The organism is Variovorax boronicumulans (assembly GCF_040544675.1).
GTDB lineage: Bacteria > Pseudomonadota > Gammaproteobacteria > Burkholderiales > Burkholderiaceae_C > Variovorax > Variovorax boronicumulans_D.
Genome location: NZ_JBEPKK010000005.1, coordinates 351440 through 377961, shown reverse-complemented (window position 1 = coordinate 377961; position 26522 = coordinate 351440). Strand labels below are relative to the sequence as shown.

Annotated in this window: 22 protein-coding genes; 17 read left to right on the top strand and 5 right to left on the bottom strand. The window is 68.1% G+C overall.

The features are described 5' to 3' along the window. Positions 1-8: 8 nt before the first annotated feature. Entirely contained in the window at positions 9-413 is a 405-nt protein-coding gene (locus ABIC90_RS12410) for a TssQ family T6SS-associated lipoprotein (RefSeq protein ID WP_354354415.1), read from the bottom strand. 149 nt (positions 414-562) lie between these two features. Here ABIC90_RS12410 and tssJ point away from each other — a divergent pair, with 149 nt between their 5' ends. The 6 genes from tssJ (at position 563) to ABIC90_RS12380 (ending at position 10390) form a co-directional block, all read left to right on the top strand. Beyond that, the gene (gene tssJ / locus ABIC90_RS12405) at positions 563-1078 is read left to right on the top strand and encodes a type VI secretion system lipoprotein TssJ (RefSeq protein WP_354354414.1); all 516 of its coding nucleotides are present in this window, start codon (positions 563-565) and stop codon (positions 1076-1078) included. Between the two features lie 159 nt (positions 1079-1237). Continuing rightward, complete coding sequence (tssK, locus tag ABIC90_RS12400; RefSeq protein ID WP_354354413.1) at positions 1238-2617, top strand: type VI secretion system baseplate subunit TssK; 1380 nt, start codon at positions 1238-1240, stop codon at positions 2615-2617. An 8-nt stretch (positions 2618-2625) separates the two neighbouring features. Next, positions 2626-3975: a DotU family type VI secretion system protein gene (locus ABIC90_RS12395; protein ID WP_354354412.1), complete on the top strand. Its 1350-nt coding sequence runs from the start codon at positions 2626-2628 to the stop codon at positions 3973-3975. Then, on the top strand, positions 3975-7610 hold the full coding sequence (gene tssM, locus ABIC90_RS12390) for a type VI secretion system membrane subunit TssM (protein ID WP_354354411.1): 3636 nt from the start codon (positions 3975-3977) through the stop codon (positions 7608-7610). The genes ABIC90_RS12395 and tssM overlap by 1 nt, the downstream gene beginning before the upstream one ends. Before the next feature lies 1 nt (position 7611). Further along, entirely contained in the window at positions 7612-8325 is a 714-nt protein-coding gene (gene tagF / locus ABIC90_RS12385; RefSeq protein ID WP_354354410.1) for a type VI secretion system-associated protein TagF, read from the top strand. 31 nt (positions 8326-8356) lie between these two features. Continuing rightward, on the top strand, positions 8357-10390 hold the full coding sequence (locus ABIC90_RS12380; protein ID WP_354354409.1) for a serine/threonine protein kinase: 2034 nt from the start codon (positions 8357-8359) through the stop codon (positions 10388-10390). Positions 10391-10459: 69 nt separating this feature from the next. On the opposite strand, the gene ABIC90_RS12375 is transcribed toward ABIC90_RS12380, so the two are convergent. Beyond that, positions 10460-12004, bottom strand: coding sequence for a YifB family Mg chelatase-like AAA ATPase (locus ABIC90_RS12375; protein WP_354354408.1), 1545 nt, complete (start codon positions 12002-12004; stop codon positions 10460-10462). Between the two features lie 216 nt (positions 12005-12220). Between ABIC90_RS12375 and ABIC90_RS12370 the strand changes: the two genes are divergently transcribed. From ABIC90_RS12370 to ABIC90_RS12330, 9 genes are all read left to right on the top strand, one after another. Next, a complete protein-coding gene (locus tag ABIC90_RS12370; RefSeq protein WP_354354407.1) occupies positions 12221-13090 on the top strand; it encodes a TorF family putative porin in 870 nt (289 codons plus the stop codon). A 63-nt stretch (positions 13091-13153) separates the two neighbouring features. Next, a complete protein-coding gene (gene glnK / locus ABIC90_RS12365; protein WP_007833403.1) occupies positions 13154-13492 on the top strand; it encodes a P-II family nitrogen regulator in 339 nt (112 codons plus the stop codon). Between the two features lie 28 nt (positions 13493-13520). After that, positions 13521-14945, top strand: a complete 1425-nt coding sequence (locus tag ABIC90_RS12360; protein WP_354354406.1) for an ammonium transporter — start codon at positions 13521-13523, stop codon at positions 14943-14945. Positions 14946-15139: 194 nt separating this feature from the next. Then, complete coding sequence (locus ABIC90_RS12355; protein WP_354354405.1) at positions 15140-16072, top strand: SMP-30/gluconolactonase/LRE family protein; 933 nt, start codon at positions 15140-15142, stop codon at positions 16070-16072. Positions 16073-16118: 46 nt separating this feature from the next. After that, positions 16119-17000, top strand: coding sequence for a LysR substrate-binding domain-containing protein (locus ABIC90_RS12350; RefSeq protein ID WP_354354404.1), 882 nt, complete (start codon positions 16119-16121; stop codon positions 16998-17000). 136 nt (positions 17001-17136) lie between these two features. After that, on the top strand, positions 17137-18639 hold the full coding sequence (locus ABIC90_RS12345; protein ID WP_354354403.1) for an FAD-linked oxidase C-terminal domain-containing protein: 1503 nt from the start codon (positions 17137-17139) through the stop codon (positions 18637-18639). 28 nt (positions 18640-18667) lie between these two features. Continuing rightward, a complete protein-coding gene (gene glcE, locus ABIC90_RS12340) occupies positions 18668-19801 on the top strand; it encodes a glycolate oxidase subunit GlcE (RefSeq protein ID WP_436318202.1) in 1134 nt (377 codons plus the stop codon). A gap of 23 nt (positions 19802-19824) precedes the next feature. Continuing rightward, positions 19825-21066, top strand: coding sequence for a glycolate oxidase subunit GlcF (glcF, locus tag ABIC90_RS12335; protein WP_354354401.1), 1242 nt, complete (start codon positions 19825-19827; stop codon positions 21064-21066). An 88-nt stretch (positions 21067-21154) separates the two neighbouring features. Beyond that, positions 21155-21577, top strand: coding sequence for a carboxypeptidase regulatory-like domain-containing protein (locus ABIC90_RS12330; RefSeq protein ID WP_354354400.1), 423 nt, complete (start codon positions 21155-21157; stop codon positions 21575-21577). A gap of 9 nt (positions 21578-21586) precedes the next feature. Here ABIC90_RS12330 and ABIC90_RS12325 read toward each other — a convergent pair whose 3' ends face one another. From ABIC90_RS12325 to lplT, 3 genes are all read right to left on the bottom strand, one after another. Then, complete coding sequence (locus ABIC90_RS12325) at positions 21587-22081, bottom strand: glutathione peroxidase (protein WP_354354399.1); 495 nt, start codon at positions 22079-22081, stop codon at positions 21587-21589. A gap of 12 nt (positions 22082-22093) precedes the next feature. Continuing rightward, positions 22094-22984 carry a DMT family transporter gene (locus tag ABIC90_RS12320; RefSeq protein WP_354354398.1) on the bottom strand — a complete coding sequence of 297 codons (891 nt, stop codon included), beginning with the start codon at positions 22982-22984 and terminating at the stop codon, positions 22094-22096. A 69-nt stretch (positions 22985-23053) separates the two neighbouring features. After that, complete coding sequence (gene lplT, locus ABIC90_RS12315; RefSeq protein ID WP_354354397.1) at positions 23054-24358, bottom strand: lysophospholipid transporter LplT; 1305 nt, start codon at positions 24356-24358, stop codon at positions 23054-23056. Positions 24359-24541: 183 nt separating this feature from the next. Here lplT and alr point away from each other — a divergent pair, with 183 nt between their 5' ends. Further along, positions 24542-25657, top strand: a complete 1116-nt coding sequence (alr, locus tag ABIC90_RS12310; protein ID WP_354354396.1) for an alanine racemase — start codon at positions 24542-24544, stop codon at positions 25655-25657. Next, the gene (locus ABIC90_RS12305) at positions 25654-26415 is read left to right on the top strand and encodes a hypothetical protein (RefSeq protein WP_354354395.1); all 762 of its coding nucleotides are present in this window, start codon (positions 25654-25656) and stop codon (positions 26413-26415) included. Before alr ends, ABIC90_RS12305 begins: the two co-directional genes overlap by 4 nt. The last annotated feature ends 107 nt before the right edge of the window (positions 26416-26522 follow it).

The window sequence follows — 26522 nt, the reverse complement described above, 5'->3', positions numbered from 1 at the left end:
GGCAACGGTCAGCGCTTCATTCGCTTGGCGGCCTCGAAGGCGGGGCCCCACACCGGATGCGAGCGCTCGGCGACGCTCAGGTCGAAAGCCGGGAATGCATCCAGGGCCTTGCGAAATTGCATGCGGCATTCGGGAATCTGGTTGGCCACGCAGTAGCTGAAGGCCTCCAGCTTCATGGCGGCCAGGCGCGTGGGCGGCTCGGCTGCTTCGAACACCGACACGCCGCCGCTCTTGAGCGTGGTGACGGCCTTGGCGTAGTCGCCTTCGTCATACGCCTGTTGCGCGCGCTCCAGGGTGTCGCGTGCGACCTTCTGGCTCAGGCGTTCGGGTTGCGGTGGCTCGGGCGGGGGCGGCGTGGTGCAGCCGGCGACCAGGACGAGCGTGAATGCCAACGCGGGCAGACATGATTTCAATCTTTTCTCCTACCTTGCGAAAGTTGCGAAAGGCGCAAAAAGCAATGCTTTGGAACAGTGTGCTGCTGTGGTGCGACAGCGTGACGATGCGACAACGTTTGTCACACGGACTTCGATACTATAGGCCGCGAACCTCTGAGGGAGATCTCATGCATCGACGAAGCTTGCTACAAGGCGCACTTGCAACCACACCGTTGCTTGCGGGCCTCAGTGGATGCGCATCGACAGCCAAGTCGCTGCCCACACCCTACGCCGTGACCGTGCGTATCGACGATGGTGTGAACCCCGACGGACGCGGCCAGGCCGCGCCGATCCTGGTCAAGGTCTTCGAACTGAAATCTTCCGGAAACTTTGAATCGGCAGACTACTTCGCCCTGCAGGATCGCGACCGCGAAACGCTCTCCACCGAACTCGTGAACGCCGACCAGGCCATCATGCGCAGCGGCGAAGAACGTGTCTTCAAGCGCGAGGCCGGGCTCGATTCGCGTTCGATCGGCATCATCGCGGGCTACCGCAAGCTGGAAGCCGCGCGCTGGCGCATCGTGCTGCCGCTCAAGGAACCCAAGCAAACCAATCTGTACAAGATCTGGCAGTTCTCGCCGAGTGAGCAAGCGGTGCGCGTCGTCATCCGCAAGACGGGCATCGAGTTGCTACCAAGTCGTTAGTTTTTGGTTGCCACTAGTACGAAAGTGCGAGTATTTAGTGCGCGAAATACGGTGCGAAATGTAAGAGGCGCCGTGTAGCATCAGAGCAAAACCGATGGACCGGGAGGGCCGTTCACCAACGCACTTCCGTTTCAGCGTGAGCACACCCCAGGAGGTTCTTTGGTGACAGTTCGCAATACGGGCTCCGCACGGCAGGGAGCCCATCCGCAGGCGTTGGCGAATCGCGTGGTGTGGTCCGAGGGCATGTACCTGCGGCCCCAGCATTTCCAGCAGCTTGAACGCTATGTCGAGCAGTACGTGACCCGCCGCGCCGCGGGCATGCAGGGCGCGTACTGGGGATGGCTCAATCTGGAGATCGATCGCGATGCCTACGCGCTGGGCCGCGTGTCGCTGCTCGGCGGCGCGGGCGTGCTGCCCGACGGCACGCCGTTCTCCTTCGGCGCCGAGGACGCGCCGCCGCCCTACGAAGTCCCCACCGACCTCACCGACGAACTCATCGTGCTCGCGCTGCCGTTGCGCAGGCCCGGCAGCGAAGAGGTCATCTTTGCCGAGGACGAAGGTTCGGCCGCGCGCTTCGGCGTGATCGAGCGCGAAGTGGCCGACGGCAACGCCGTGGCGCTCGGCCCGGCGGTGCTGCAGCTCGCGGCGCCGCGCCTGCGCCTGGCGCGTGCGTCGTCGCTCACCGCCGAGTGGCAGGCCATCGGCGCGGTGCGCGTGATCGAGCGGCGCACCGACCACAAGCTGGTGATCGACGCCAACTACATTCCGCCGGTGCTCGATGCCTCCGCGCACACCATGCTGCGCAGCATGGTCGCCGAGCTGCACGGCCTGCTCACGCAACGCTCCGAGGCGCTGGCCTCGCGGCTGTCGCAGCCGGGGCGCGGCGGTGTGAGCGAGGTGTCCGACTTCCTGCTGCTGGAGCTGGTCAACCGCTACCTTGCCACCACCTGGCATGCGCAGCAGGCGGTGCAGGTGCACCCGGAGCAGCTCTTTACCGACTGGCTCAAGCTGGCCTGCCATCTGGCGACGCACACCTCGCCCACGCGCCGTCCGGTGCTGTGGCCGGTGTACGACCACGACAACCTCAACGAGAGCATCCGCCCGCTGATGGAGGAGCTCCGGCGCTCGCTGTCGGCGGTGCTGGAGCAGAGCGCGATCGCCATCGAGCTCGAAGAGCGCAGCCACGGCGTGCGCGTGGGCCGCATGCCCGACCCGGTGCTGGTGCGCAACGCCGGCTTCGTGCTCGCGGTGCATGCCGACCTGCCGGCCGAGGCCATCCAGCAGCGCTTTCCCACGCAGGTCAAGATCGGCTCGGTCGAGCGCATCCGCGACCTCGTGCAACTGCAACTGCCCGGCGTGGTCGTGCGGCCGCTGCCGGTGGCGCCGCGCCAGATTCCATACAACGCGGGCTACCACTACTTCGAGCTCGACAAGAGCGGCGACATGTGGCGCCAGCTCGAAAAATCGGGCGGCGTCGCGATGCACCTGGCCGGTGACTTTCCCGGGCTGGCCATGGAGTTCTGGGCGATCCGTCCGTGAGGGATCCTATGAACGGTGGCAACGACATGGCCGTCGGCGCGGGAGGCTTCGTGCCCCCCAATCCCGGCGGCAACAACGAAACTAGCGGCATGCCTTCGGGCCTGCGCGGCCTGGGACAGCAGCAGCCCGAGTCCTTCACCGCATGGCACGACACGCGGCGCCCGCATGCGGGCGACACGGCGCTGGCGGGCAACAACCCGCTGGTGGCGGCCGCCAATCCGCTGCTCGACCTGATTCCGCAGATTCGCGCCACCGGCCATCACGGCGCGCCCGCGCAATTGCGCGAGCACCTGGTCGACGAAGTGCGGCGCTTCGAGACGCGCGCACAACAAAGCGGCATCTCGCCCGAAGTGATCATCGGCGCGCGCTATTGCCTGTGCACCGCGGTCGACGAGGCCGCGGCGCTCACGCCCTGGGGCGGCAGCATCTGGTCCTCGCAGAGTCTCCTGGTGATGTTCCACAACGAGACCTGGGGCGGCGAGAAGTTCTTCCAGCTGCTGTCGCGCCTGGTGCAGAACCCGCAGCAGCACCTGCACCTGATCGAGCTCATCTACTTCTGCCTGGCCATGGGTTTCGAAGGGCGCTTTCGCGTCATCGACAACGGCCGCTCGCAGCTTGAAACGCTCAAGCAGCGGCTGCTGCAGATCATTCGCCAGACGCGCGGCGAAATCGCCGTGCCGCTGTCGCCCAACTGGCAGGACGCAAGCGCGCCGGTGCGCCGCACGCGCAACTGGCTGCCGCTGTGGGCCGTGGGCGCCGTGGCCGCGGTGCTGCTGGTTCTTACTTTCCTGGTGCTTACCTTCAGCTTGGCAAGCACCTCCGATGGGGCCTTCGCGGCCGTCAATGCCGTGCGCCTGCCGCAGACGGCGCGCGCCGTGGTCATGCCCGCGCCGCAACCGCGCCTGCAGCGCTTTCTGGAGCCCGAGATTCGCGAAGGCCTCCTGACGGTGCGCGACGAGGCCGACCGCAGCGTGGTGGTGCTGCGCGGCGACGGGCTCTTCGCGTCGGCCTCCGACCGCGTGCTCGACCGCTACGCGCCGGTGCTCAGCCGCGTGGCCGATGCGCTCAATTCCGTCGAGGGCAATGTGCTGATCAGCGGCTTCAGCGACGACCAGCCGATCCGCTCCGTGCGCTTTCCTTCGAACTGGCAGCTCTCGCAAGCCCGCGCCGACTCGGTCAAGACGATGCTGGCCACACGCCTGACACGGCCCGAGCGCCTGCGCGCCGAAGGCCGCGGCGACGCCGATCCGCTGGTGCCCAACGACTCGGCGGCCAACCGCGCCCGCAACCGCCGCGTCGAAGTGACGCTGCTGGTGGCGCCCGTGGCGCCGGCAGCCCGGCAGGGGGGAACCCGCTGATGTTTCGCGCTCTTTTCCGTTTTCTCATCGGCCGCGATCTCTGGATTTTTCTGGGGCTGGTGGCCGTTGCGTTCCTGATCTGGGTCATCGGCCCGGTCGTTGCCGTCGGCCGCTACCGGCCGCTGGAGAGCGAGCTCGTGCGCATCGCGGTCATCGTGGCGATGTTCGCGATCTGGCTCATACGGCTGGCCTATCGCAAATGGCGCGAAGGCCGGCTCAACGCGCAGTTGCTCAACCAGCTGCGCACGCCTTCGGCGAAGGAAAAAGAAGCCAAGCCCGAGGACGCGCCCGAAATCAAGGAGCTGCAGAGCGGCTTCACCGATGCCACCACCATCCTGAAGAACATGCGCTTCGGCCAGGGCGCCGACGGCAAGGCCGCGGGCCGCTTCGCGATGTTCGACCGGCAGTACCTGTACCAGCTGCCCTGGTACATCTTCATCGGTGCGCCGGGCTCGGGCAAGACCACGGCGCTGGTCAACTCCGACCTCGACTTTCCGCTGGCCGACCAGCTCGGCAAGGCCGCGGTGCGCGGCATCGGCGGCACGCGCAACTGCGACTGGTGGTTCACCAACGAGGCGGTGCTCATCGACACCGCCGGCCGCTACACCACGCACGAGAGCAACCGCGAAACCGACGAGGGCGAGTGGAAGGGCTTCCTCGACCTGCTCAAGAAGTTCAGGCCGCGCCAGCCCATCAACGGCGTGATCCTCACGATCAGCATTGCCGACCTGCCGCTGGCCGACGACGCGCAACGCGCGCGGCACGCCATGGCCTTGCGCAAGCGCCTGCTCGATTTGCGCACCGACCTGGGCATCGACTTTCCGGTGTACGTGCTTATCACCAAGACCGACCTGCTGGCCGGCTTCAACGAATACTTCGGCTCGCTGGGCCGCGCCGAGCGTTCGCAGGTCTGGGGCTTCACCTTTCCGATCGAGGCCAACCCGGCGGACCGCGCCAAGGCCGACCTGCGCGAACGCTTCCACCACGAGTACAAGCTGCTGCACCAGCGCCTGGACGAGCGCCTGCCCGAACTGATGGCCGCCGAGCCCGACCAGATGCGGCGCGCGCAGGCCTACCTGCTGCCGCAGCAGTTCGCGAGCTTCGAGGACATCCTGGGCACCTTCCTGGCCGATGTGTTCAACCCGTCGAAGTTCGAGGCTGCGTCGATGCTGCGCGGCGTGTACTTCACCAGCGGCACGCAGGAGGGCACGGCCTTCGACCGCGTGATGGGCGCCATCAAGCGCTACCTGCAGGTCAATGCGCCGCCCGCGCCGCCGCCGGGTCCGGGCAAGAGCTACTTCCTGAAAGAGCTGCTGCAGCAGGTGATCTTCCGCGACGCGGGCGTGGCCGGCACCAACCTGCGCTGGTACCGCCGCCGCCGCGCGATCGACATCGTGGGCTACAGCGTGATCGGCGTGCTGCTGGTGGTGTTCCTGGGTGCCTGCGTGAACAGCTGGCGCAACAACAAGGACTACGTGGCCGAGGTCGACAACAACGCCAAGGCCTTCAACAAGGCGGCGGCGCGCGGCGAGCTGCCGACGGTGGTGGATTCGAGCGGCGACATCGCGAGCTCGCTGCTCATCCTGGACCGCCTGCGCGACCTGCCCAAGTCGAGCCAGTTCGATATCGGCGATCCGCCCGTGTCCTACCGCTTCGGCCTCTACCAGGGCGAGAAGCTGCAGGCCGCAACCGACGGTGTCTACCAGCGGGCGCTCGAAAGCGTGCTGCTGCCGCAGGCCGCGCAGCGGGTGGAGCAGTCTTTGCGCGATGCCGAGAAGATCGATGCCGAATACAGCTACGAGGCGCTCAAGGCCTACCTCATGCTGTACGACGCCGAACGTTACGACGCCGACTTCCTGCAGGCCTGGCTCTTGACCGACGTGGACCGCAAGATCGGCGCCTCGCTCACCCGCGAGCAGCGCACCAACCTCGAGTCGCACCTGAAGGCGCTGTTTGCCGAACGGGTGGTGACCTCGCCCTTCGCCAAGGACGACCGCCTGATCACGCAGACGCGCGAGCGCCTGGCCGGCGTGCCGCTGGCGCAGCGCTCGTATGCGCGGCTGCGCCGCATCCTGCTGCAGACCAGCCCGCCCAACGCCTTCACCATCGCCGAGATGGCGGGGGCCGAGTCGGCGCTGGTGATCCGGCGCGCCAGCGGAAAGCCGTTGACCGACGGCATTCCCACGCTCTTCACCTACCGCGGCTACTGGGACATCTTCGACAAGCGCATGGCCGAAACCACGCTGGCGCTCGAACAGGAAGACCGCTGGGTGCTGCAGATCCGCGCGCCCGGCATCGCCGACATCACCTCGCGCGAGCTGCTGCTGCGCGAAGTGCGGCGCCTCTACCTGACCGATTACGTCCGCATCTGGGACGAGTACCTGGCCGACGTGCGGCTGGCCGAGAGCAAGTCGCTGCTGCAGAGCATCCAGATGACGCGCGTGCTCTCCACCGGCGAGTCGCCGATGTCGCGCCTGATCCGCGGCGCCGCACGCGAAACCGACCTGCTGCGCAACCACGACGAGGCCGCGCGCAGCCTGCTCGATTCGGCGCAGAACCGCGTGGCCAGCACCCGCGAACGCATCGAGCAGCTCATCGGCCAGCCCGACGGCAGCCAGCGCCGCAACACCGCGCCGGACCGCCCCGAGTCGCTGGTGGACAACCACTTCGCGCCGCTGCGCCGCATGGTCACCGCGCCCAAGGCCGGCGGCCTGGCGCCCATCGACGCGACGGCCGCGCTCATCAACGAGCTCTACACCTACCTCACCGCCACCGACACGGCGCTGCGCAGCGGCAACATTCCGCCTTCGAGCGATGCGGTCACCAAGGTGCAGGCCGAGGCCGGTCGCCTGCCGGTGCCCTTCCAGGGCATGCTGAACGACCTGTCGGCCACCGCGTCGTCCAAGGCTTCGGCGGTCACGCGGCAGAACATCGGGCAGAGCGCGGCCGCCACCATCGGCCAGTTCTGCAACCAGGCCATCGGCGGGCGCTATCCGTTCTCGCGCGGGTCCAAGCGCGACGTGGCCTCGGGCGACTTCGCGCAGCTCTTCGCGCCGGGCGGGATGATGGACGACTTCTTCAACAAGAACCTCGTCTCGCAGGTGGACACGTCCACCAACCCCTGGACCTTCAAGCGCGGCGTCGACGGCAGCGCGGCGGGGCGCTCGGCGTACCTCGATTCGTTCCAGAAGGCGCAGGCGATCCGCGACGTGTTCTTCAGCGGCATGGCGGGCGGGCGCACCCCCTCGTTCAGCATCGACATCCGCCCCGAGGACATGGACGCGGCCATCACCCAGTTCACGCTGGACATCGACGGCCAGACCGTGCGCTACGCCCACGGCCCGCAGGCGCCGAGCACCGTCAAATGGCCCGGCCCGCGCAACAGCAACCAGGTGCGCTTGCAGGTGACCACCGCCAACGGCACGCCGGCCGGCGGCATCGTGACCGAGGGGCCGTGGGCCCTGCACCGGCTGTTCGACCGGGCTTCGATCTCGCCAGGCGGCGCGCCCGAATCCTTCAACGCCACCTTCGACCTGCAAGGCAAGAAGGTGGTGCTCGCGGTCACGGCCAACAGCGTCTACAACCCGCTGCGCCTGAACCAGATGAGCAGCTTCTCCTGCCCCGGGAAATCCTAGGATGAACAGCAGCATCCCCCCCCATGCGTGGGTCCCGGTCGATGAGCAGATCGGCTGGTACGGCAAGTTGCCCGCTGCCGGCGACTTTCTCTACCGCCGCATGCCGCGCGAACTGCAGGCCTGGTGGGACCGCTGGATGCAGAACGGCCTGGGCAGCTTCAAGCGCTGGCCCGATGCGATGACGCGGCACTATGCGGTCGCGCCCGTCTGGAATTTCGCGATTCCCGCCACGCAGGGCGTGAACGCCGTGCAGTTCGGCTGCATCGCGCCCAGCTGCGATCGCGTGGGCCGCTACTACCCCGTGTGCGTGACGCTGCAGGTGGCTGCGTCGAACTACCGGCCCGCGGTGCTCGAAGGCTCGGCCGCGTGGTACTGGCAGTGCGGCACGGCCTTGCTGCAGGCCATTCGCCACGGCGTGGCGCCCGACCAGTTCGACGCGCAGATCCTGGCCGCGGGCCGCGAGGGCTTTCGCACCGCCAGCGGGGGCTCGGACGACATTCTCTCGATCCTCGGGCCTACAGCCGGTGGCGCGAGCGCCCAACAGCAGCTGGGCTGGCCCGAGCTTCCACTTTGTTTCGATCCCTTCGGCAGCAGCAGCTACTGGTGGACCAACCAGGCCGACGGATCGCCGTTGCGCACCGCGGCCCATGGCGGCGGGCTCAACACACCGCTGTTCTCGAAATTGTTTTCGCAGGGGCACGTGCCATGGGCATGAAAAAACCAGCCGCTGCATCAGGAGGAGATGAATGACGACGACGCACGGTAGCTTGCCCGCCGATCCGCAGGAACGCCCGCACCCGCTGGGCGTGGGCCATCGGCTGGACGAGTTCGAACTGCTCGAGGTGATCGGCGAGGGCGGCTTCGGCATCGTCTACCGCGCCTACGACCATTCGCTGCAGCGCGAAGTCGCCATCAAGGAATACATGCCCTCGATGCTCGCGCGCCGCGTGGGCGACAACAGCGTGCATGTGCGCTCCGAGCGGCTCACGGCCACATTCCAGGCGGGGCTTCGCAGCTTCATCAACGAGGCGCGCACGCTCGCGCAGTTCAGCCACCCGGCGCTGGTGCGGGTGCACCGCTTCTGGGAATCGAACTCGACCGCCTACATGGCGATCCAGCTCTACAAGGGCCGCACGCTGCGCCGCCTGGCCGAGGACGAGCCGGCGAAGGTGTCCGAGCCGTGGCTGCTCGGCATGCTCGGGCCGCTGCTGGGCGCGCTGGAAACGCTGCACCGCAGCCAGTGCTTTCACCGCGACATCGCGCCCGACAACATCTTCATCCAGCACGACGACCTGCCGGTGCTGCTGGACTTCGGCGCGGCCCGCAAGTCGATTGCCGACCTGGTCGACGAGGTGGCGGTGATGGTGAAGTCGGGCTACTCGCCCATCGAGCAGTACGCCGACGACAACACGCTGCTGCAAGGGCCGTGGACCGATCTGTATGCGCTGGGCGCCGTGCTGTACCGCGCGGTCACCGGGCACCCGCCGCCCTCGGCCGTGGTGCGCAGCGTGCAGGACGCCTACGTGCCGCTGTCGTCCATGGGCCGCGCCGACCTGAGCCCGGGCTTCTGCGCCGCGGTCGACCACACGCTGGCCGTGCACAGCAAGGACCGCACGCAGACCGTCGCGACCTTCGCGGCCGAGCTGGGGCTCGTGAAGCTGGGCGACATCTATGTGAACGCGTTGGCCGCACCGACGGTGATGATCGCGCCCGCTCCCGTGTCGGCCACGCCGCCCCCGCCGCCGCTCTCTTCGATGGCGCCGGTGGCGCCGCCGCCGTTCTCGCCGGTGTCGGCCCCCGCGCCGCTCGAAACCCTGGGCACCACCGCCTATGCCGCGCCGCCCGTCGCCGCGGCCGAGCCGGTGGTGCATGTGAGGCCGCCCGCCGCGCCGCCGGCGCGCGCCCAAGCCCGCACAAAGCCGGCCACGGCGGCCAGGAAATCGCGCGTGCCGACCTGGGGCGTGGTTGCGGTGCTGGTGGTCGCGCTGGTGGCCGTCGGGTCGTGGATCGGCCTGCGCCTGACGTCCAGCACGCCGGACACCCGGACCGCCATGGTGCCGGTGCCGCCGCCCGCGGCGCCGATGTCCAACACCGCCGCTCCGCCCGCCACGATGCCGCCGGGCACTGATGCGCCGCCTGTCGCCGGCGCCGTGCCGGGCGCCACCGACGGCACGCCAGTCGCCGGCGCCGCCACGCCGCCCGCAGCGCCCGCCAGCGCGCCGGCCGCAGGGCCGCTGACGCCGCTGGACCCGGTGCCGGTCAACACGCCGGCCATGCCGCCCGAGGCCGCGCTCGCGACTTCCGAGGTCGAGGACTGGAACCTGGCCCAGGCCGAGAACACGCGCGAAGGCTATGAGGCGTACCTGCGCCGCTACCGGCGCGGCCTGCATGCGCGGGAGGCGCGCAACGCGATCGCCGAAATCAACCGCCTGTCGCCCACGGTGCCGCTCGCACCCGGCACCACCTTGCCCGGTGTGACCGCGCCGCCCGGAACGGTGACCGCCGGCGGCACGGTCCCGCCCGGGGTCGTGCCCGGTACTTCGCCGGCACCGAGCGCAGCTGTGCCCGGCATGGGCCGCGTGCAGTTCAACATCCGGCCATGGGGCCAGGTGTTCGTCGACGGCGCGGACCGCGGCGTGAGCCCGCCGCTCAAGTCGCTGTCGCTGCGGCCCGGCATCTACAACATCGAGGTGCGCAACGGCGACCTCGATGTGTACAGGCAGCGGGTGACGGTGCAGGACAGCAAGTCGGCGCCTGTGGTGGCGCACGAGTTCAAGTAGGCGGCCTGTGCGTTCGGGCGGGCCCCCTTGGCGGTGACCCTTGCCCTGAACGCGCCGAGTGACACGGTGTCAGGCCACGCCGCGCAGCGCCCGCCGGTATTGCACCGCCTCCGCCACATGCACCACCTGCACTTCATCGGCTGCGGCAAGGTCTGCAATGGTGCGCGCCACCTTCAATGCCCGGTGCGTGCTGCGCGCCGACCAGCCCAGCTTGGCGGCGGCGTTGTAGATGAACTGCCGCGCGGTGGCGTCCAGCGCCGCGTGCGTGTCGATCGCGCTGCCCTGGAGCGACTGGTTGGCATGCCCCTGCCGCCGCATCGCCCGCTCGCGCGCCGCCACCACCCGGCCGCGGATGCTGTCTGTCGCCTCGCCCGGCGGCGCGTCGAGCAGCTGCTGCGCTGAAACAGCGGGCACTTCGATGTGCAGGTCGATGCGGTCGAGCAGCGGCCCGCTCAGCTTGCCCTGGTAGCGCGAAATCTGGTCCGGGGTGCATCGGCAACTCTTCGACGCCGAACCGAGGTAGCCGCAAGGGCAGGGGTTCATCGCCGCGATCAGCTGAAAGCGCGCCGGAAACTCCGCCCGCCGCGCGGCCCGTGCGATGGCGATGGTGCCGGTCTCCAGCGGCTCGCGCAGCGCTTCGAGCGCGGCGCGCGCGAACTCCGGGAATTCGTCCAGGAACAGCACGCCGTGGTGCGCCCGCGAGATTTCGCCGGGCCGGGGCGGCGAGCCGCCGCCCACCAACGCCACCGCGCTGGCCGTATGGTGCGGCGCTGACGTCGGCCTGCACATCCAGCGCTCGGTCGCAAAGCGGCCGCCCAGGCTGGCCACGGCGGCGCTCTCCAGCGCCTCGTCGATGCTCATCGCGGGCAGCAGGCCGGCAAAGCGCTGGGCGAGCATCGACTTGCCCGAGCCCGGCTCGCCCACCATCAGGAGGCTGTGGCCGCCCGCCGCCGCGATCTCCAGCGCGCGCTTGGCGCCAGCATGGCCCTTGACGTCGGCCAGGTCGGCGTAGAACGGCCGGGCCGCGCCGGCCACGGCCCGCACGCGCGCCCAGCCGTCGTCCGGCGTTTCGAGTGGCAGCGCCGCCGCCTCGTCTTCGCTCATGAACTGCCGCACCACGTCCAGCAGGTGCCGCGCACCGTAGACCTCGCCGCCGGGCACCAGCGCGGCCTCTTGCGCACTGTCCATGGGCAACACCAGCCGCGTCGCCACCCCGCGGGTGTGCAAGGCCAGCGCCATGGCCAACGCTCCGCGCACGGGCCGCAGTTCGCCCGACAGCGACAGCTCGCCCGCAAACTCGTGCCCTGCAAGGCGCGCGTCCTGGATCTGCCCGCTGGCCGCCAGGATACCGAGCGCGATCGGCAGGTCGAAGCGGCCCGAGTCCTTCGGCAAGTCGGCCGGCGCCAGGTTCACCACGATCTTCTTGTTGCTCGGAAACTCCAGCCCGGCGTTCTGGATGGCCGAGCGCACGCGCTCGCGCGCTTCCTTTACCTCGGTCTCCACCAGCCCGACGAGCGTGAAGCTGGGCAAACCGTTCGCCAGATGCACCTCGACCGTGACACTGGCCGCTTCCAGCCCCAGCAAAGCACGGCTTTGCACCAAAGACAGACTCATTTCTTCTTTCCTCCCCAAGATGGTGCGCCATCTTTTTGTCATTCCACGGTCACGCGACACCGTGGTGCCCGCGACCGAACCGAACATCGCTTGTAACGAATTGGCGCTCGTTCCACGCCGTGCCGTGGCTCTTGCGCGCGGGCATTCGTGCGGTTTGGCACGCTCCCTGCTTTGAGGGTGTTCAGGTTCCACAACACACTTGCGAGGAGTTTCCCGATGACGCACCGTTCCGCCGCCCAGGCCCTGATCGTTCTAGCCGCCGCAATGACCATGTCGGGCGCTGCCCTGGCACAGACCGCACCGGCAGAGCCCGCGCCTGCCCCGGCATCGCCGCTCACCGGCAACATCTCGCTGACCACGAACTACAAGTTCCGCGGCCAGGACCAGGACATGATCGGCCGCAACGACTACGCCAAGACGCGCGGCTTCAAGCCCGCCATCCAGGGCGGCTTCGACTACGCCTTCGGCGACAGCGGCTTCTACGTGGGCAACTGGAACTCCAGCGTCAACTGGCTCCAGGGCAACAGCATCGAGACCGACCTGTACGGCGGCTACAAGTTCAAGGCCGGCCCGGTCGACATGGACGTCGGTGCGCTCACCTACATCTACCCGGGCAACTCCGCCGGCAACACCACCGAGCTGTACGTGGGCGCCACCTACGCAAACGAAGCCTTCGGCTCGTTCACCGCCAAGTACTCGCACACCGTGTCCAAGGACTACTTCGGCTACGCCGGCAACAAGGCCGGCTCGGGCCTGAAGGGCCGCAACACCGGCTACCTGAACCTGGCGTACAGCAAGGAAATCGTGCCCAAGGTCACGTTGAAGGCGGCCGTCGGCTTCACGAACATGTCCAGCGACATCCGCAGCCTGGGCTACAAGAGCTACGTCGACTACAACCTCGGCGCCACGTACGACTTCGGCGGCGGCCTGTCGCTCACGGGCTCGGTGCAGGGCGCCAACAAGAAGACGAACTACCAGGTCGTCGCCAACCCGGGCATCGAGATCCCCGATTTCGGCACCTTCGGCACGACGATGTATTCGCCGAACAAGGCGCGCTTCATCCTCACGCTGACGAAGACGCTGTAAACAGAACAAAGAGGTGCGGCCCAAGCTGCCGCACCATTCCATGTCCATCCAAAGGAGAAGCTCATGAAGCTGGTCACAGCCATCATCAAACCGTTCAAGCTCGACGAGGTGCGTGAAGCACTGTCGGCCATCGGCGTGCAGGGGATCACGGTCACGGAGGTCAAGGGTTTCGGTCGCCAGAAGGGCCACACCGAGCTCTACCGCGGCGCGGAATACGTGGTCGACTTCCTGCCCAAGGTCAAGATCGAAGCGGCCGTCTCCGACGACCTGGTCGATCGCGTGATCGAAGCCGTCGAAGGTGCCGCACGCACCGGCAAGATCGGCGACGGAAAAATCTTCGTCTACAACCTCGAGCAGGTCGTACGCATCCGCACCGGCGAAACGGGCCGCGAGGCCCTCTGATCGAGTCTGGCCCTAAAGAACAACGACCATGAAAAAACTGCTTGTCTCTCTCGCGCTCGGCTTGAGCGTTCTCGCCTTCGGCACCACGGGCTTCGCCCAGACGCCTGCCGCACCCGCCGAGGCGCCTGCCGCCTCTGCACCCGCAGCCGCTGAGGCGCCGGCGGCCCCCGCGGCCGCAGCCCCTGCAGCCGCGCCCGCCGAAGCGGCGCCTGCAGCGGCACCGGCACCCAAGGTCGATTCGGGCGACACCGCCTGGATGCTGACCTCGACGCTGCTCGTGATCCTGATGACCATCCCCGGCCTGGCGCTGTTCTACGGTGGCCTCGGCCGCTCGAAGAACATGCTGTCGGTGCTGATGCAGGTCTTCGTGATCTTCTCGCTGATCAGCATCCTGTGGGCCGTCTACGGCTACAGCGTGACCTTCTCGGGCGATGGCAACTTCTTCGGAGGATTCGACAAGATCTTCATGAAGGGCATCACCCAGGAGACCTTCGGCGCGCTGACCACGATTCCCGAGTACGTGTTCGTCGCCTTCCAGGGCACCTTCGCGGCCATCACCGTGGCGCTGATCGTCGGCGCCTTCGCGGAGCGCGCCAAGTTCTCGGCCGTGCTGCTGTTCTCGGTGCTGTGGTTCACCTTCAGCTACCTGCCGATCGCTCACATGGTGTGGGGCGGCGGTCTGCTGGGCAAGGACGGCGCGCTGGACTTCGCCGGCGGCACCGTGGTGCACATCAACGCCGGTGTGGCCGGCCTGGTCGGCGCCTACATGGTCGGCAAGCGCGTGGGCTACGGCAAGGAAGCGTTCACGCCTCACTCGCTCACGCTCACCATGGTCGGCGCTTCGCTGCTGTGGGTCGGCTGGTTCGGCTTCAATGCCGGCTCGGCAGGTGCTGCCAACGCCCTGGCCGGCCTGGCGTTCGTCAACACGGTGCTCGCCACCGCTGCCGCGGCGCTGTCGTGGATCCTGGGTGAAAGCCTGCACAAGGGCAAGGCCTCGATGCTGGGCGCTGCGTCCGGTGCCGTTGCCGGCCTGGTGGCTGTCACGCCTGCCGCCGGTTTTGTCGGCCCGATGGGTTCGATCGTGCTGGGCATCCTGGCCGGCCTGGTCTGCCTGTGGGGTGTGGGCGGCCTCAAGCGCATGCTCGGCGCCGACGACGCGTTCGACGTGTTCGGCGTGCACGGTGTGGGCGGCATCCTGGGTGCCATCCTGACCGGTGTGTTCGCAGCCAAGGGCCTCGGCGGCACCGGCGGCCTGACGCCAGATACGTTCTCGATGGGTGCGCAGGTCTGGATCCAGGTCAAGAGCGTGGTGCTCACGATCGTCTGGTCGGGTGTGGTGGCGTTCATCGCCTTCAAGATCGCCGACCTCACCATCGGCCTGCGTGTGACGGAAGAAGAAGAGCGCGAAGGCCTCGACATCTCCTCGCACGGCGAAACCGCCTACAACCGTTGATCTGCCACCGGGGAGCCCTTCGGGGTTCCCCGGCCGGATGACCACCATCCTTTTTTCTTCTTTCACAAGAACAATTCTTCATACCGGGTTTTTCAAGCGAGAGTCTCCTTTGGATGTTCAGCCCGCGAGCGCTTCGGCGCCAGCGGGCTTTTTTTTGCCTGCGGCTTCGGTGGCCGGGGGCACAATCGCCCACCATGTGGACCTCCCTGGACAACAGCCTCTGCGAGCTCGGCGAATCGCCGTTCTGGCACCCTGAAGAACGCGCCCTCTACTGGCTCGACATCCCCGGCCGCGCCGTGCTGCGAACGCGCGGCGAGATCGGAACGCCATCCGCCACGGTCGAGCGATGGGCGCTTGCCACCGAGCCCGGCTGCATGGCCCCGGCCCGAAGCGGCGGCCTGGTGATCGCGCTGCGCGACGGCATCTACCGCGCGCGCGAATGGGGCGGTGAGCTGGTCGCAATGGCGCGCGTGGAGCACGATGTGCGCACCATGCGTTTCAACGACGGCAAGTGCGATCCGCTCGGCCGCTTCTGGGGCGGTTCGCTCAACGAGGCGAAGGACCGCGCCAATGCCGCGCTCTACTGCTTCGACGCGCGCCCCGGTACGGACATCGCCCCCACGCTCACGCAGATGGCCAACGAGTCCACCACCGCCAACGGCCTCGCGTTCTCGCCCGACGCCCGCACCCTCTACTGGGCCGACACCGCCGCGCATGTGGTGTGTGCGTGGGACTGGGACGCACAGGCCAACGCGCTCTCGCACGCCCGCGTGTTCCATCAGTTCGATGCCAAGCCCGAAGGCTGGACCCCCGACTCGCCCGTCAGTTATCAAGGCCGTCCCGATGGCGCGACGGTCGATGCGGAAGGCCACTACTGGGTCGCGATGTTCGAAGGTGCGCAACTGCTGCGCTTCACACCGTCCGGTGACATCGTGGCTTCTGTTCCCGTTCCTGTTCAGTGCCCGACGATGCCGTGCTTCGGCGGCGACGATCTCAAGACGCTTTTCGTCACCAGCGGTCGCAAGGGGCGGCCTGCGGCGGAGATCGAGCGGCTGCCGGCATCGGGCACGGTGATCTCGATGCGCGTCGATGTGCCGGGGCTGCCCGTCAGCTTCTTCGAGGACTAGGGTGCTCTGTGCACGCGCCCCGGACCAATGAAGAGCGCTTGAAACCGTGGCCCTCCAGCACATCCCGCCCATCCAGTGCCTGCTCACTTTCGAAGCCGTGGCCAGGTTGCGCCACGCAGGCCGCGCAGCCGATGAACTGTGCGTCACGCCCAGCGCAGTCAGCCACCGCATCCGCCAGCTCGAAGCGCACGTCGGCTTCAAGCTCTTCGGCCGCAGCGATTTCAGCCTGACCGCCGACGGTGCCGCCTACCTTGCGAACGTGCGCACCGGCCTCGCCGCGCTGCAGGCCACGCCGCTCGCCAACGCAGCACCGCGCGCCACGCGCCTGCGCATTGCCGTCACGCCGACCTTCAGCCGCGTGTTCCTCATGCCCCGGCTCGAACTGTTCCGCAACATCTACCCGGACATCGAACTGGTGCTGCAGGTGTCGATCCCGCTGCTCGATGTGACCGCCGAACAGGCCGACCTCGAAGTGCGCTACGGCACCGGCGCGTATGCCGATTGCGAGCACCGCCTGCTGCTCGAAGAAGAAGTGGTACCGGCCTGCAGCCCGAGCTACCTCAACGAATTCGGACCCTTCGACGGCTTTCGCACCGCCGCCGAGATCGCCAGCGCGCGGCTGATCCGCAGCCCGCTCGAACCCTGGGGCACCTGGTTCGCAGGCTGCGGCATCGATCAGCCCGAGCCGCACGTCGGCTCGCAGTTCAACGACCTGGGGCTCGTCTACGACGCGGCCGCAAGCGGCTTCGGCGTGGCGCTGGTGCGGCAGAAGATGGGCGCCGCGTGGTTCGAATCGGGCCGTCTGGTGGCGCTCTCCGACCGGGCCGTGCCGTCGCCGCACCGGCACACCATCTGCTGGCAACCCGGCACCCTCGACCGCTGGGAATGCGCAGCTTTTGTCGACTGGCTCGCGCAGAGCCTGCGCTGACGGAGTGCGCCCCACGGCAAAGTTCTCTCAAGCGCCGCGCAAAAAAGCTTCAACCCACGGGCGCCGCATTTCCGTAGAGTGCGGTACACCACGAGACATCCCGCCAGAACGACAAGAGAAAGACGAGGCCCGCCGCATGAATGCGCCGCTCACCGCCGTCCAGCACGGCTCGCTGCAGAAAACGGAACGCCAGTCGCAGGTCGTGCAGGCGCTGCAAGCCTACTTGCCCGCGCATGCGCTGATCTGGCACGCCGAGGACACCACGCCCTACGAGTGCGACGGCCTCACCGCCTACCGGCAGCGGCCGCTGGTCGTGGCCCTGCCCGAAACCGAGGCGCAGGTCGCCGCGGTGCTCAAGACCTGCCACCGGCTCGGTGTGCCCGTGGTCGCGCGCGGCGCGGGCACCGGACTTTCGGGTGGCGCGATGCCGCATGCGCTGGGTGTGACGCTCTCGCTCGCCAAGTTCAACCGCATCCTGAAGATCGACCCGGTGAGCCGCACGGCCGTCGTGCAGTGCGGCGTGCGCAACCTCGCGATCAGCGAGGCGGCCGCGCCGTTCAACCTCTACTACGCGCCCGACCCGTCGAGCCAGATCGCCTGCACCATCGGCGGCAACGTGGCCGAGAACTCGGGCGGCGTGCATTGCCTCAAGTACGGCCTCACGCTGCACAACGTGCTGCGCGTGCGCGGCTTCACCGCCGAGGGCGAGGCCATCGAGTTCGGCGGCGAAGCGCTCGATGCGCCGGGGCTCGACCTGCTCGCGCTGGTCATCGGCAGCGAAGGCATGCTGGCCGTGACCACCGAGGTCACCGTCAAGCTGGTGCCCAAGCCGCAGCTCGCGCGCTGCATCATGGCCAGCTTCGACGACGTGCGAAAGGCCGGCGATGCGGTGGCTGCGGTGATCGCGGCCGGCATCATTCCCGCCGGGCTGGAGATGATGGACAAGCCCATGACCGCCGCCGTCGAAGACTTCGTGCGCGCGGGCTACGACCTCGATGCCGCGGCAATCCTGCTGTGCGAATCGGACGGCACGCCCGAGGAGGTCGAAGAAGAAATCGGCCGCATGACCGCCGTGCTGCGCGGCTGCGGCGCCACCGCCATCGCGGTGAGCAGCAGCGAAGACGAGCGCATGAAATTCTGGAGCGGCCGCAAGAACGCCTTTCCGGCGTCGGGCCGCATCAGCCCCGACTACATGTGCCTGGATTCGACCATTCCGCGCAAGCGGCTGGCGGACATCCTGCTTGCCATTCAGGAGATGGAGAAGAAGTACAGGCTGCGCTGCTGCAACGTGTTCCACGCGGGTGACGGCAACCTGCACCCGCTGGTGCTCTTCGATGCGAACGACCCCGACGAGCTGCATCGCTGTGAGCTCTTCGGCGCCGATATTTTGGAGACCAGCGTGGCCATGGGCGGCACGGTGTCGGGCGAGCACGGCGTGGGCATCGAGAAGCTCAACAGCATGTGCGTGCAGTTCACCGCGGCCGAAAACGAACAGATGTTCGGCGTCAAGCGCGCCTTCGATCCGGACGGCCTCTTGAACCCCGGCAAGGTGATTCCGACGCTGCAGCGCTGCGCGGAGTACGGCAAGCAGGTGGTGCGCGGCGGAAAGCTGCCGCACCCCGACCTGCCGCGCTTCTGATCCGAGAACGACAAGAAGAAAAATGACCATGGATTCAGCCTTCCACCCGATCGCCGAGCGCATCCGCGCCGCCGCTGCCGACGCCACGCCGCTTCGCATTCGCGGCGGCGGCACCAAGGACTTTCACGGCGAAGTGCCGCGCGGCGAGGTCCTGAGCACGGCCGCACTCACCGGCATCGCGAGCTACGAGCCGAGCGAGCTGGTGGTCACCGTGCGCGCCGGCACGCCACTCGCGGAACTCGACGCCGTGCTGGCCGAACAGGGCCAGTGCCTGCCCTTCGAGCCGCCGCACTTCGGCGCGGGCGGAACGGTGGGCGGCATGGTTGCGGCCGGTCTCAGCGGCCCCGCACGCGCCAGCGTGGGCGCGGTGCGCGACTACGTGCTCGGCGCCACGCTGGTCAACGGCCGGGGCGAGGTGCTGAGCTTCGGCGGACAGGTGATGAAGAACGTGGCGGGCTACGACGTCTCGCGCGTGCTGGCCGGATCGCTGGGCACGCTGGGCGTGATCGCCGAGGTGAGCCTCAAGGTGCTGCCCGTCGCGCCGGCCGAGGCTACGCTGGAATTCGCGCCATGCAGCCAGGCCGATGCGCTGCGCTTGCTCAACGAATGGGGCGGGCGGCCGCTGCCGCTGAATGCGAGCTGCTGGTTCGAACACGCGGGTGCCGGTGTGCTGCGCCTGCGGCTGCGTGGCGCCGTCGCCGCCGTGGAGGCCGCGTGCGCGCACTTGGGCGGCGAGCGCAAGGACAACGCGCGCGCCGCCGCCGACTGGCAGGCCTTGCGAGACCAGCAACTGCCGTGGTTTGCTTCCACCGATAGGCCGGAGGCAAAGGACGCGCTCTGGCGCCTGTCGCTGCCGCAGACCGCGCCCGTGATCGCCCTCGAAGGCACCACCGCACCGCTGATCGAATGGCATGGCGGGCAACGCTGGTACAAGGCGCCGCCCGAGCAAGCCGCCCGCATCCGCGAAGCCGCGCATGCCGCCGGCGGACACGCCACGCTGTTCCGCATGCCCGCCTCCCGCGCTGCGGAAACCGGCGTGCCGCGCTTCGACGCACTGAGTGCGCCGGTGGCCCGCATCCACCGCGCGCTGATGCAGGAGTTCGATCCGCACCGTCTCTTCGATCGCGGCCGCCTCCTGGCCCACGATCCCGCCGACGAGTAAATAAAAAAGAAAAGACACCCGCGATGCAAACCGAACTGGCCCCCGAATTCCGCGACACCGACGAAGGCCGCGAGGCCGAAGCCATCCTGCGCAAGTGCGTGCACTGCGGCTTCTGCACCGCCACCTGCCCGACCTACCAGCTGCTGGGTGACGAGCTCGACGGCCCGCGCGGGCGCATCTACCTCATCAAGCAGGTGCTAGAAGGCAAGACGCCGACGCGCAGCACGCAGCTGCACCTGGATCGGTGCCTGACCTGCCGCAACTGCGAGAGCACCTGTCCGAGCGGCGTGCAATACGGCAACCTGGTGGACATCGGCCGCAAGATCGTCGACGAGAAGGTGCCGCGTCCGGCCATGGAGTCGGCCAAGCGCTGGCTGCTGAAAGAAGGGCTGCCGTCGCCGCTCTTCGGCCCCGCGATGAAGCTGGGCCAGTCGGTGCGCGGCCTGCTGCCCGGCGCGCTCAAGGCCAAGGTGCCCGCGAAGCAGGAGGCGGGCGCATGGCCCACCGCCACGCACGCACGCAAGGTGCTGATGCTCGCGGGCTGCGTGCAGCCGTCGATGATGCCCAACATCAACAGCGCCACCGCGCGCGTACTCGATGCGGCCGGGATCCAGGTCGTGATCGCGAAGGAGGCCGGCTGCTGCGGCGCGGTGAAGTTCCACCTCAACGACCAGGAAGGCGGCAAGGCGCAGATGCGCGCCAACATCGACGCCTGGTGGCCGCAGGTGGAGCGCAACGAGGTCGAGGCCATCGTGATGAACGCCTCGGGCTGCGGCGTCACGGTGCGCGAGTACGGCCACATCCTGCAGCACGATGCGGCCTATGCACTGAAGGCGGCCCGCATCAGCGAACTGACGCGCGACCTGAGCGAGCTGCTGCCCGACCTGGTGCCCGCACTGAAGGCCCACGTGCGCGCGCCGGAGGGCGTGATCGCCTACCACCCGCCCTGCACGCTGCAGCACGGCCAGAAGCTGCGCGGCGGCGTCGAGACGCATCTGCGCGCCCTGGGCTTCGACGTGCGCGTGGCCATGAACGAAGCGCACCTGTGCTGCGGCTCGGCGGGCACCTACTCGGTGCTGCAGCCCGAACTGGCGTACCCGCTGCGCGACCGCAAGCTGGGGCACCTCAAGCAGCTGCAGCCGACCACCATCGCCTCGGCCAACATCGGCTGCATCACGCACCTGCAAAGCGGCAGTGCAGACACGCCGGTGCGGCACTGGGTGGAGCTGCTCGACGAGGCGCTGGGCCTGCACGGCAAGGCCTGAGCGCACAGCGGGGCAGGGTTCGGTCCGACTCGCGCGGCGGGCGCTTGCGGCGCATCATGGCGCACCGAATTTGCAAGGAGCTTGTGCCATGTCCCACGTTTTTCGACTTCCCCTCCGCCGCATTCTTCTGGCCTGCGCTTGTGCGGGTGCCGCCCTGGCGGCGCACGCCCAGTCCGCCATGCCGGCATGGCAGGGAACGGGACCCACGCGCTATGTGTGCGGCGGCATCGGCTCCGACGAGTCGGGCGCCATGCGCGCGGCCATGAAGGACCATCCGCTCGCGCTGCTGTTCGCACGCGCCGACGGGGCCTACCTGGCCAACCTGGATGTTGCGATCAAGGGCGGGGGCGACAACGCTTCCGCCGCCATGGCTTTCACGGCCACGGGCCCGGTCTGCCTGATCGACATTCCGGCCGGCCGCTACACCATCGACGCCACCTCGAACGGGCAGACCAAGAGCCAGACAGTGACGGTGGGCGGCGGCTCCAAGACCGCCAGCTTCCGCTTCTGACGGGTCGCTCTAGGCGGCGGCTGTTGCCAGCGCCGCCTCGATGTCGCGCGTGAGCGAAGCCGGGGTGTCCAGCGGCGCGTAGCGCTTGAGCACGGTGCCGTCGCGCCCGATCAGGAACTTGGTGAAGTTCCACTTGATGGCCGTCAGGCCCAGGAGGCCCGGCTTTTCCTTGGTGAGCCACTGGTAGAGCGGCGCCGCGCCGCTGCCGTTGACGTCGATCTTCTCCATCATCGGAAAACTCACGCCGTAGTTCCTGGTGCAGAAGGCGCCGATTTCCTCGTTGGTGCCCGGGTCCTGCGAGCCGAACTGGTTCGACGGAAAACCCAGCACTGCGAGGCCCTGCCCGGCGTATTTCTCATGCAGTGCTTCCAGCCCCGCGAACTGCGGCGTGAAGCCGCATTTGCTCGCGGTGTTGACGATGAGCAGCACCTTGCCCTTGAAGGCGGAGAGCTTTACCGGCGTGCCGTCGATCTGATTGGCTTCGAAGTCGTAGACGCTGGTCATGGTGGTTGTTCCTCAGGTGGACAGGGAGGCGCGATCATCGCCCCGCACGCGCGTTCGCGCAAACGCGGCCCAGACGGCCGCCAGCACGATCAGCGCGCCGCCCACGAGGATGCGCGAGTCCATGGTGGCCGCGCCGAGCGCCACCGACGACACGCTCGCGAACAGCACCTCCGACAGCATGATCACCGAGGTGGCGCTGGCCGTGAGCCGCGCGGCACCGTACTGCAGGCACACATTGGCGATCACGAAGCCGGTGCCCAGCAGCGCGGCCCAGCCGATCCAGCCCGGCGCGGCCTGCATCGGCGAGGCGATGGCGCCGAGCGCGCTGCCGGCCAAGGCGGTGACGCCCGCGACCACGACGCAGCCGCAGAACATGGCCAGCGCGCGCGATTCCCCCGGCGCCTCGCGCAGGCGGCGCAGCACGATGTTGGTCACCGCAAAGCTGAAGCCGGCGGCCACGCCCAACCAGTCGGGCAGGCTCGAAGGCACGGGCCAGGCGGTACCCGGCGTCTTGAGCACCACCACCACGCCGGTGAGCGCCAGCGCCACGCGCGCGAGCGCACCGCCGGTGGGCCGCTCACCCAGCAGCAGCCAGGCCAGCAGCACGCTCCACAACGGCATCAGGTAGAACAGCAGCACCACGCGCACCACGTCGCCCTGCGTCACGGCCCAGTTGAAACCCACGTTGGTGAAGCCGGCCGCCAGGCCCAGCACCGCGAGCATCGGGTAGGCCGCAAAGCCCTTCCAGGCGTGCCTGCGCGCGATGCCCATGAGGGTCGCGATGACCAGATAGATCAGGCAGGTGGTCCACACCGGATGCATGCCGTGGCTCTCGACATGCCGGAACGGAAACCATGACACGCCCCATACGAAGGCGTTGAAGATGAGGGCGAGCGCGGGCATGTTGGCGTTGGAGGGGGAGGGCTTCGGCGCGCTGCGCGCTGGCCTTGTCACCCACGCGTTCGCGCAATGTCAGTGATGCTTGTCGCTGCGGGCGATGGCCAGCAGGTGTTCGACTTCTTCGGGGTACTTCTTCAGGTTGCTGTCGTGCCAGCGCTTGATGATCCACATGCAGCCCGCCACCACCAGGCCGAAGGCGCTGATCGCGCCGTAGGCCGACAGGCCCAGCCCCGTGCACACGCTGTAGAAGCCGCCCAGTAGCAGGATGCAGGCCTGCTCGTTGAAGTTCTGCACGGCGATCGAGCGGCCCGCGCCCATCAGGTTGTGGCCGCGATGCTGCAGCAGCGCATTCATCGGCACCACCAGGAAGCCGCCGAGGCCGCCCAGGATAATCAGGAAGGGCACCGCCAGCCAGACGTTGCCGATGAAGTTCATGCCGATCACCATCACGCCCATCGCGATGCCCATGGGGATCACGCGGGTGGCCATGTCCAGCCGCATGTACATCGAGGCCACGATGGCGCCCACGGCCGTGCCGATGGTCACCACGCCGGTGAGGGCCGAAGCCTGCGTGGTGTTGTAGCCCAGCGCCAGCGAGGCCCACGCCAGCACGATGTACTTGAGGTTGCCGCCCGCGCCCCAGAACAGCGTGGTGGTGGCCAGTGAAATCTGGCCGAGTCGGTCGCGCCAGAGGCGCGCATTGCAATGCCAGAAGTCGGGCAGCAGCGCCGCGATGTTGCGCGCCATGCTGTGTTCGGGGTTGGAGCGCAGCGGCCGCATTTCGACGCCGGTGTGCGGGATGCGCGTGTTGAACCAGGCGGCCAGCATGTAGACCAGGATCAGCACCGAGATGGCGGCTTCGGCCGGCGAATCGATGCCTGTGTCGATCAGCGGAAAGTCGAAGGCCAGCAGATGGGTGGACACCGTGTGGCCCACCAGCGTGCCGCCCAGCACGATGCCCAGCAGGATGGAGGCGATCGTGAGGCCCTCGATCCAGCCGTTGGCCTTGACCAGTTGGGACGAAGGCAGCAGCTCGGTCAGGATGCCGTACTTGGCCGGCGAGTAGGCCGCCGCGCCCAGGCCCACGATCGAATAGGACAACAGCGGGTGCGAGCCGAACAGCATCATCAGGCAGCCGACCACCTTGATCGCATTGCTGATGAACATCACCTTGCCCTTGGGCAACGCATCTGCAAACGCGCCCACCAGCGGCGCGAGCACCACATAGAACACCGCGAAGATCGGCACCAGCGCCGCGCGTTGCCATTCGGGCGCGCCCGAACTTCGCATGAGATCGACGGCAACAACGAAAAGCGCTTGGTCGGCCAGCGACGAAAAGAACTGGGCCGACATGATCGTGTAGAAACCGCGCTTCATCGATGGGCTGGCTGGCCAGAGGGGTCTGCTGGCGGTAGTGAAAAAGTGTCGCGTCCGGGGCGAATGGGCGGTTATAGCATGGGGGTCCGGCGTGGAAATGGGCATCCCCACCGTATTCAACCCCATTCCCGGAAATGCTAAAACGTGGTCCGCATTCCTGCGAAGCCCCTTCAAAAGCCTCCCATGCCGCGCCCCATTCTCGCCACCGTCCATACCGATGCACTGCGCCACAACGTTCAGCGGGTGCGCCGCTCGGCCCTCGATGCCCGCGTCTGGGTGGTGGTCAAGGCCAATGCCTATGGACACGGCATCGAGCGGGTCTACGAAGGCCTGCGCGGCGCGGACGGCTTTGCGCTGCTCGACCTGGCCGAAGCCGAGCGCGTGCGCGCCCTCGGCTGGCGCGGGCCGGTGCTGTTGCTCGAAGGCGTGTTCGAGGCGCGCGACCTGGAGCTGTGCTCGCGCCTGGACCTCTGGCACACCGTGCATTGCGACGAGCAGATCGACATGCTCGCCGCCCACAAGACCTTGAAGCCGCAGCGTGTGTTCCTCAAGATGAACTCGGGCATGAACCGCCTGGGCTTCACGCCCGAGCGCTTCGGCTCGGCCTGGACGCGCCTGAACGCGCTCACCCAGGTCGACGAGATTTCGCTGATGACGCACTTCTCCGACGCCGACGGCGAGCGCGGCATTGCCCACCAGCTCGAAGTGTTCGAGCGCGTCACGCGCGACCTGCCGGGCGAGCGCACCGTCGCCAACAGCGCGGCCACGCTGCGCCACCCCGAGCGCACGCGCGGCGACTGGGTGCGCCCCGGCATCCAGCTCTACGGCAGCGCGCCCGACTTTCCGTTGAACGATGCGGCGCACTGGGACCTGCAACCCACGATGACGCTCGCAACGCGGCTCATCTCGGTGCAGACGCTCAAGTCCGGCGACACCATCGGCTACGGCTCCAGGTTCACGGCCGAGGCCCCTTTGACCATCGGCATCGCCGCGGTGGGCTATGCCGACGGCTATCCGCGCCACTGCGACACCGGCACGCCGGTGCTGGTGAACGGCGTGCGCACCCGCATGGTGGGCCGCGTGAGCATGGACATGATCACTGTCGACCTCACGCCGGTGCCCGACGCGAAATTCGGCGCCGAGGTCACGCTGTGGGGCCGCTCGGCCATGACCGGCGCGGTGCTGCCCATCGACGAAGTCGCGCAGGCCGCGGGCACCGTCGGCTACGAACTCATGTGCGCCGTGGCGCAGCGCGTGCCTTTCGCTCCCGCCGACACCGACCCAGACACGCAGCAATGAAGGTTCTTTCCAACTGGCGCTCGGTGCGCCTGTGGGAAACGCAGGTCGAGCGCGATCTGCATCGCGACTACAGCCTGCGCACGCACGGCATCCTGATCGGCACGTTCACGCTGCTGCTGATGTGGGGCGTCTCGGCGCTGCAGATGCACCTGTTCCGCGTGGACTCACTGGCGGTGCGCTACGCCATCACCTTGGGCATGGGCTATCTGGGCTACCTGCTGGTGCTGCGGTGGTGGGCCAAGCGGCTGGTCGAAGGGCGAGAGCTCAACGCCGACTTCGATCTGCCCGGCGTGGACTTCGGCGGTGGAAAAAGCAGCGGCAGCGGTGTTGGCCCGCAGGGCCAGGTGAACGCGGGGGACGGTGGCAGCAGCAGCAGCAGCAGCGGCCTCTCCGACGTCGCCGGCGCGTTGGACATCGCGGGCTCCGCCGACGAAGGCGCCGTCATCGTGGTGCCGGTGGTTGCGATCTTCCTGATCGGCTCGGCCATCGTGCTGGGCGCCGGCTCGCTCGTGCTGCTCTATTTCAGCTGGGACGCGCTGCTGGCCGTGGCCATCGAGGTGGCGTTCTCGTATGTGTCGGCCCGCGCCGCGGTGCGCGTGGCACGCGAAGGCTGGCTCATGGCGGCCGTGCGGCTCACCTGGAAGCCGCTGCTGGGCGCCATCGTTTGCGCCGTGGCGCTGGGTGCGCTGCTCGATCACTTCATGCCGCAGGTCAACTCCTTGCCCGAAGCCGTGCGGGTCTTGCTGAAGACGCGCTGAGGTTCTGGAGTCCTGCGCGTCGCCGATCACGGCGGCGGCGTGGCCGTTCACTGTGCCGCCGCGCACATCGAGACATTCACGAATGTCAACAATGGTGAACTACTGAC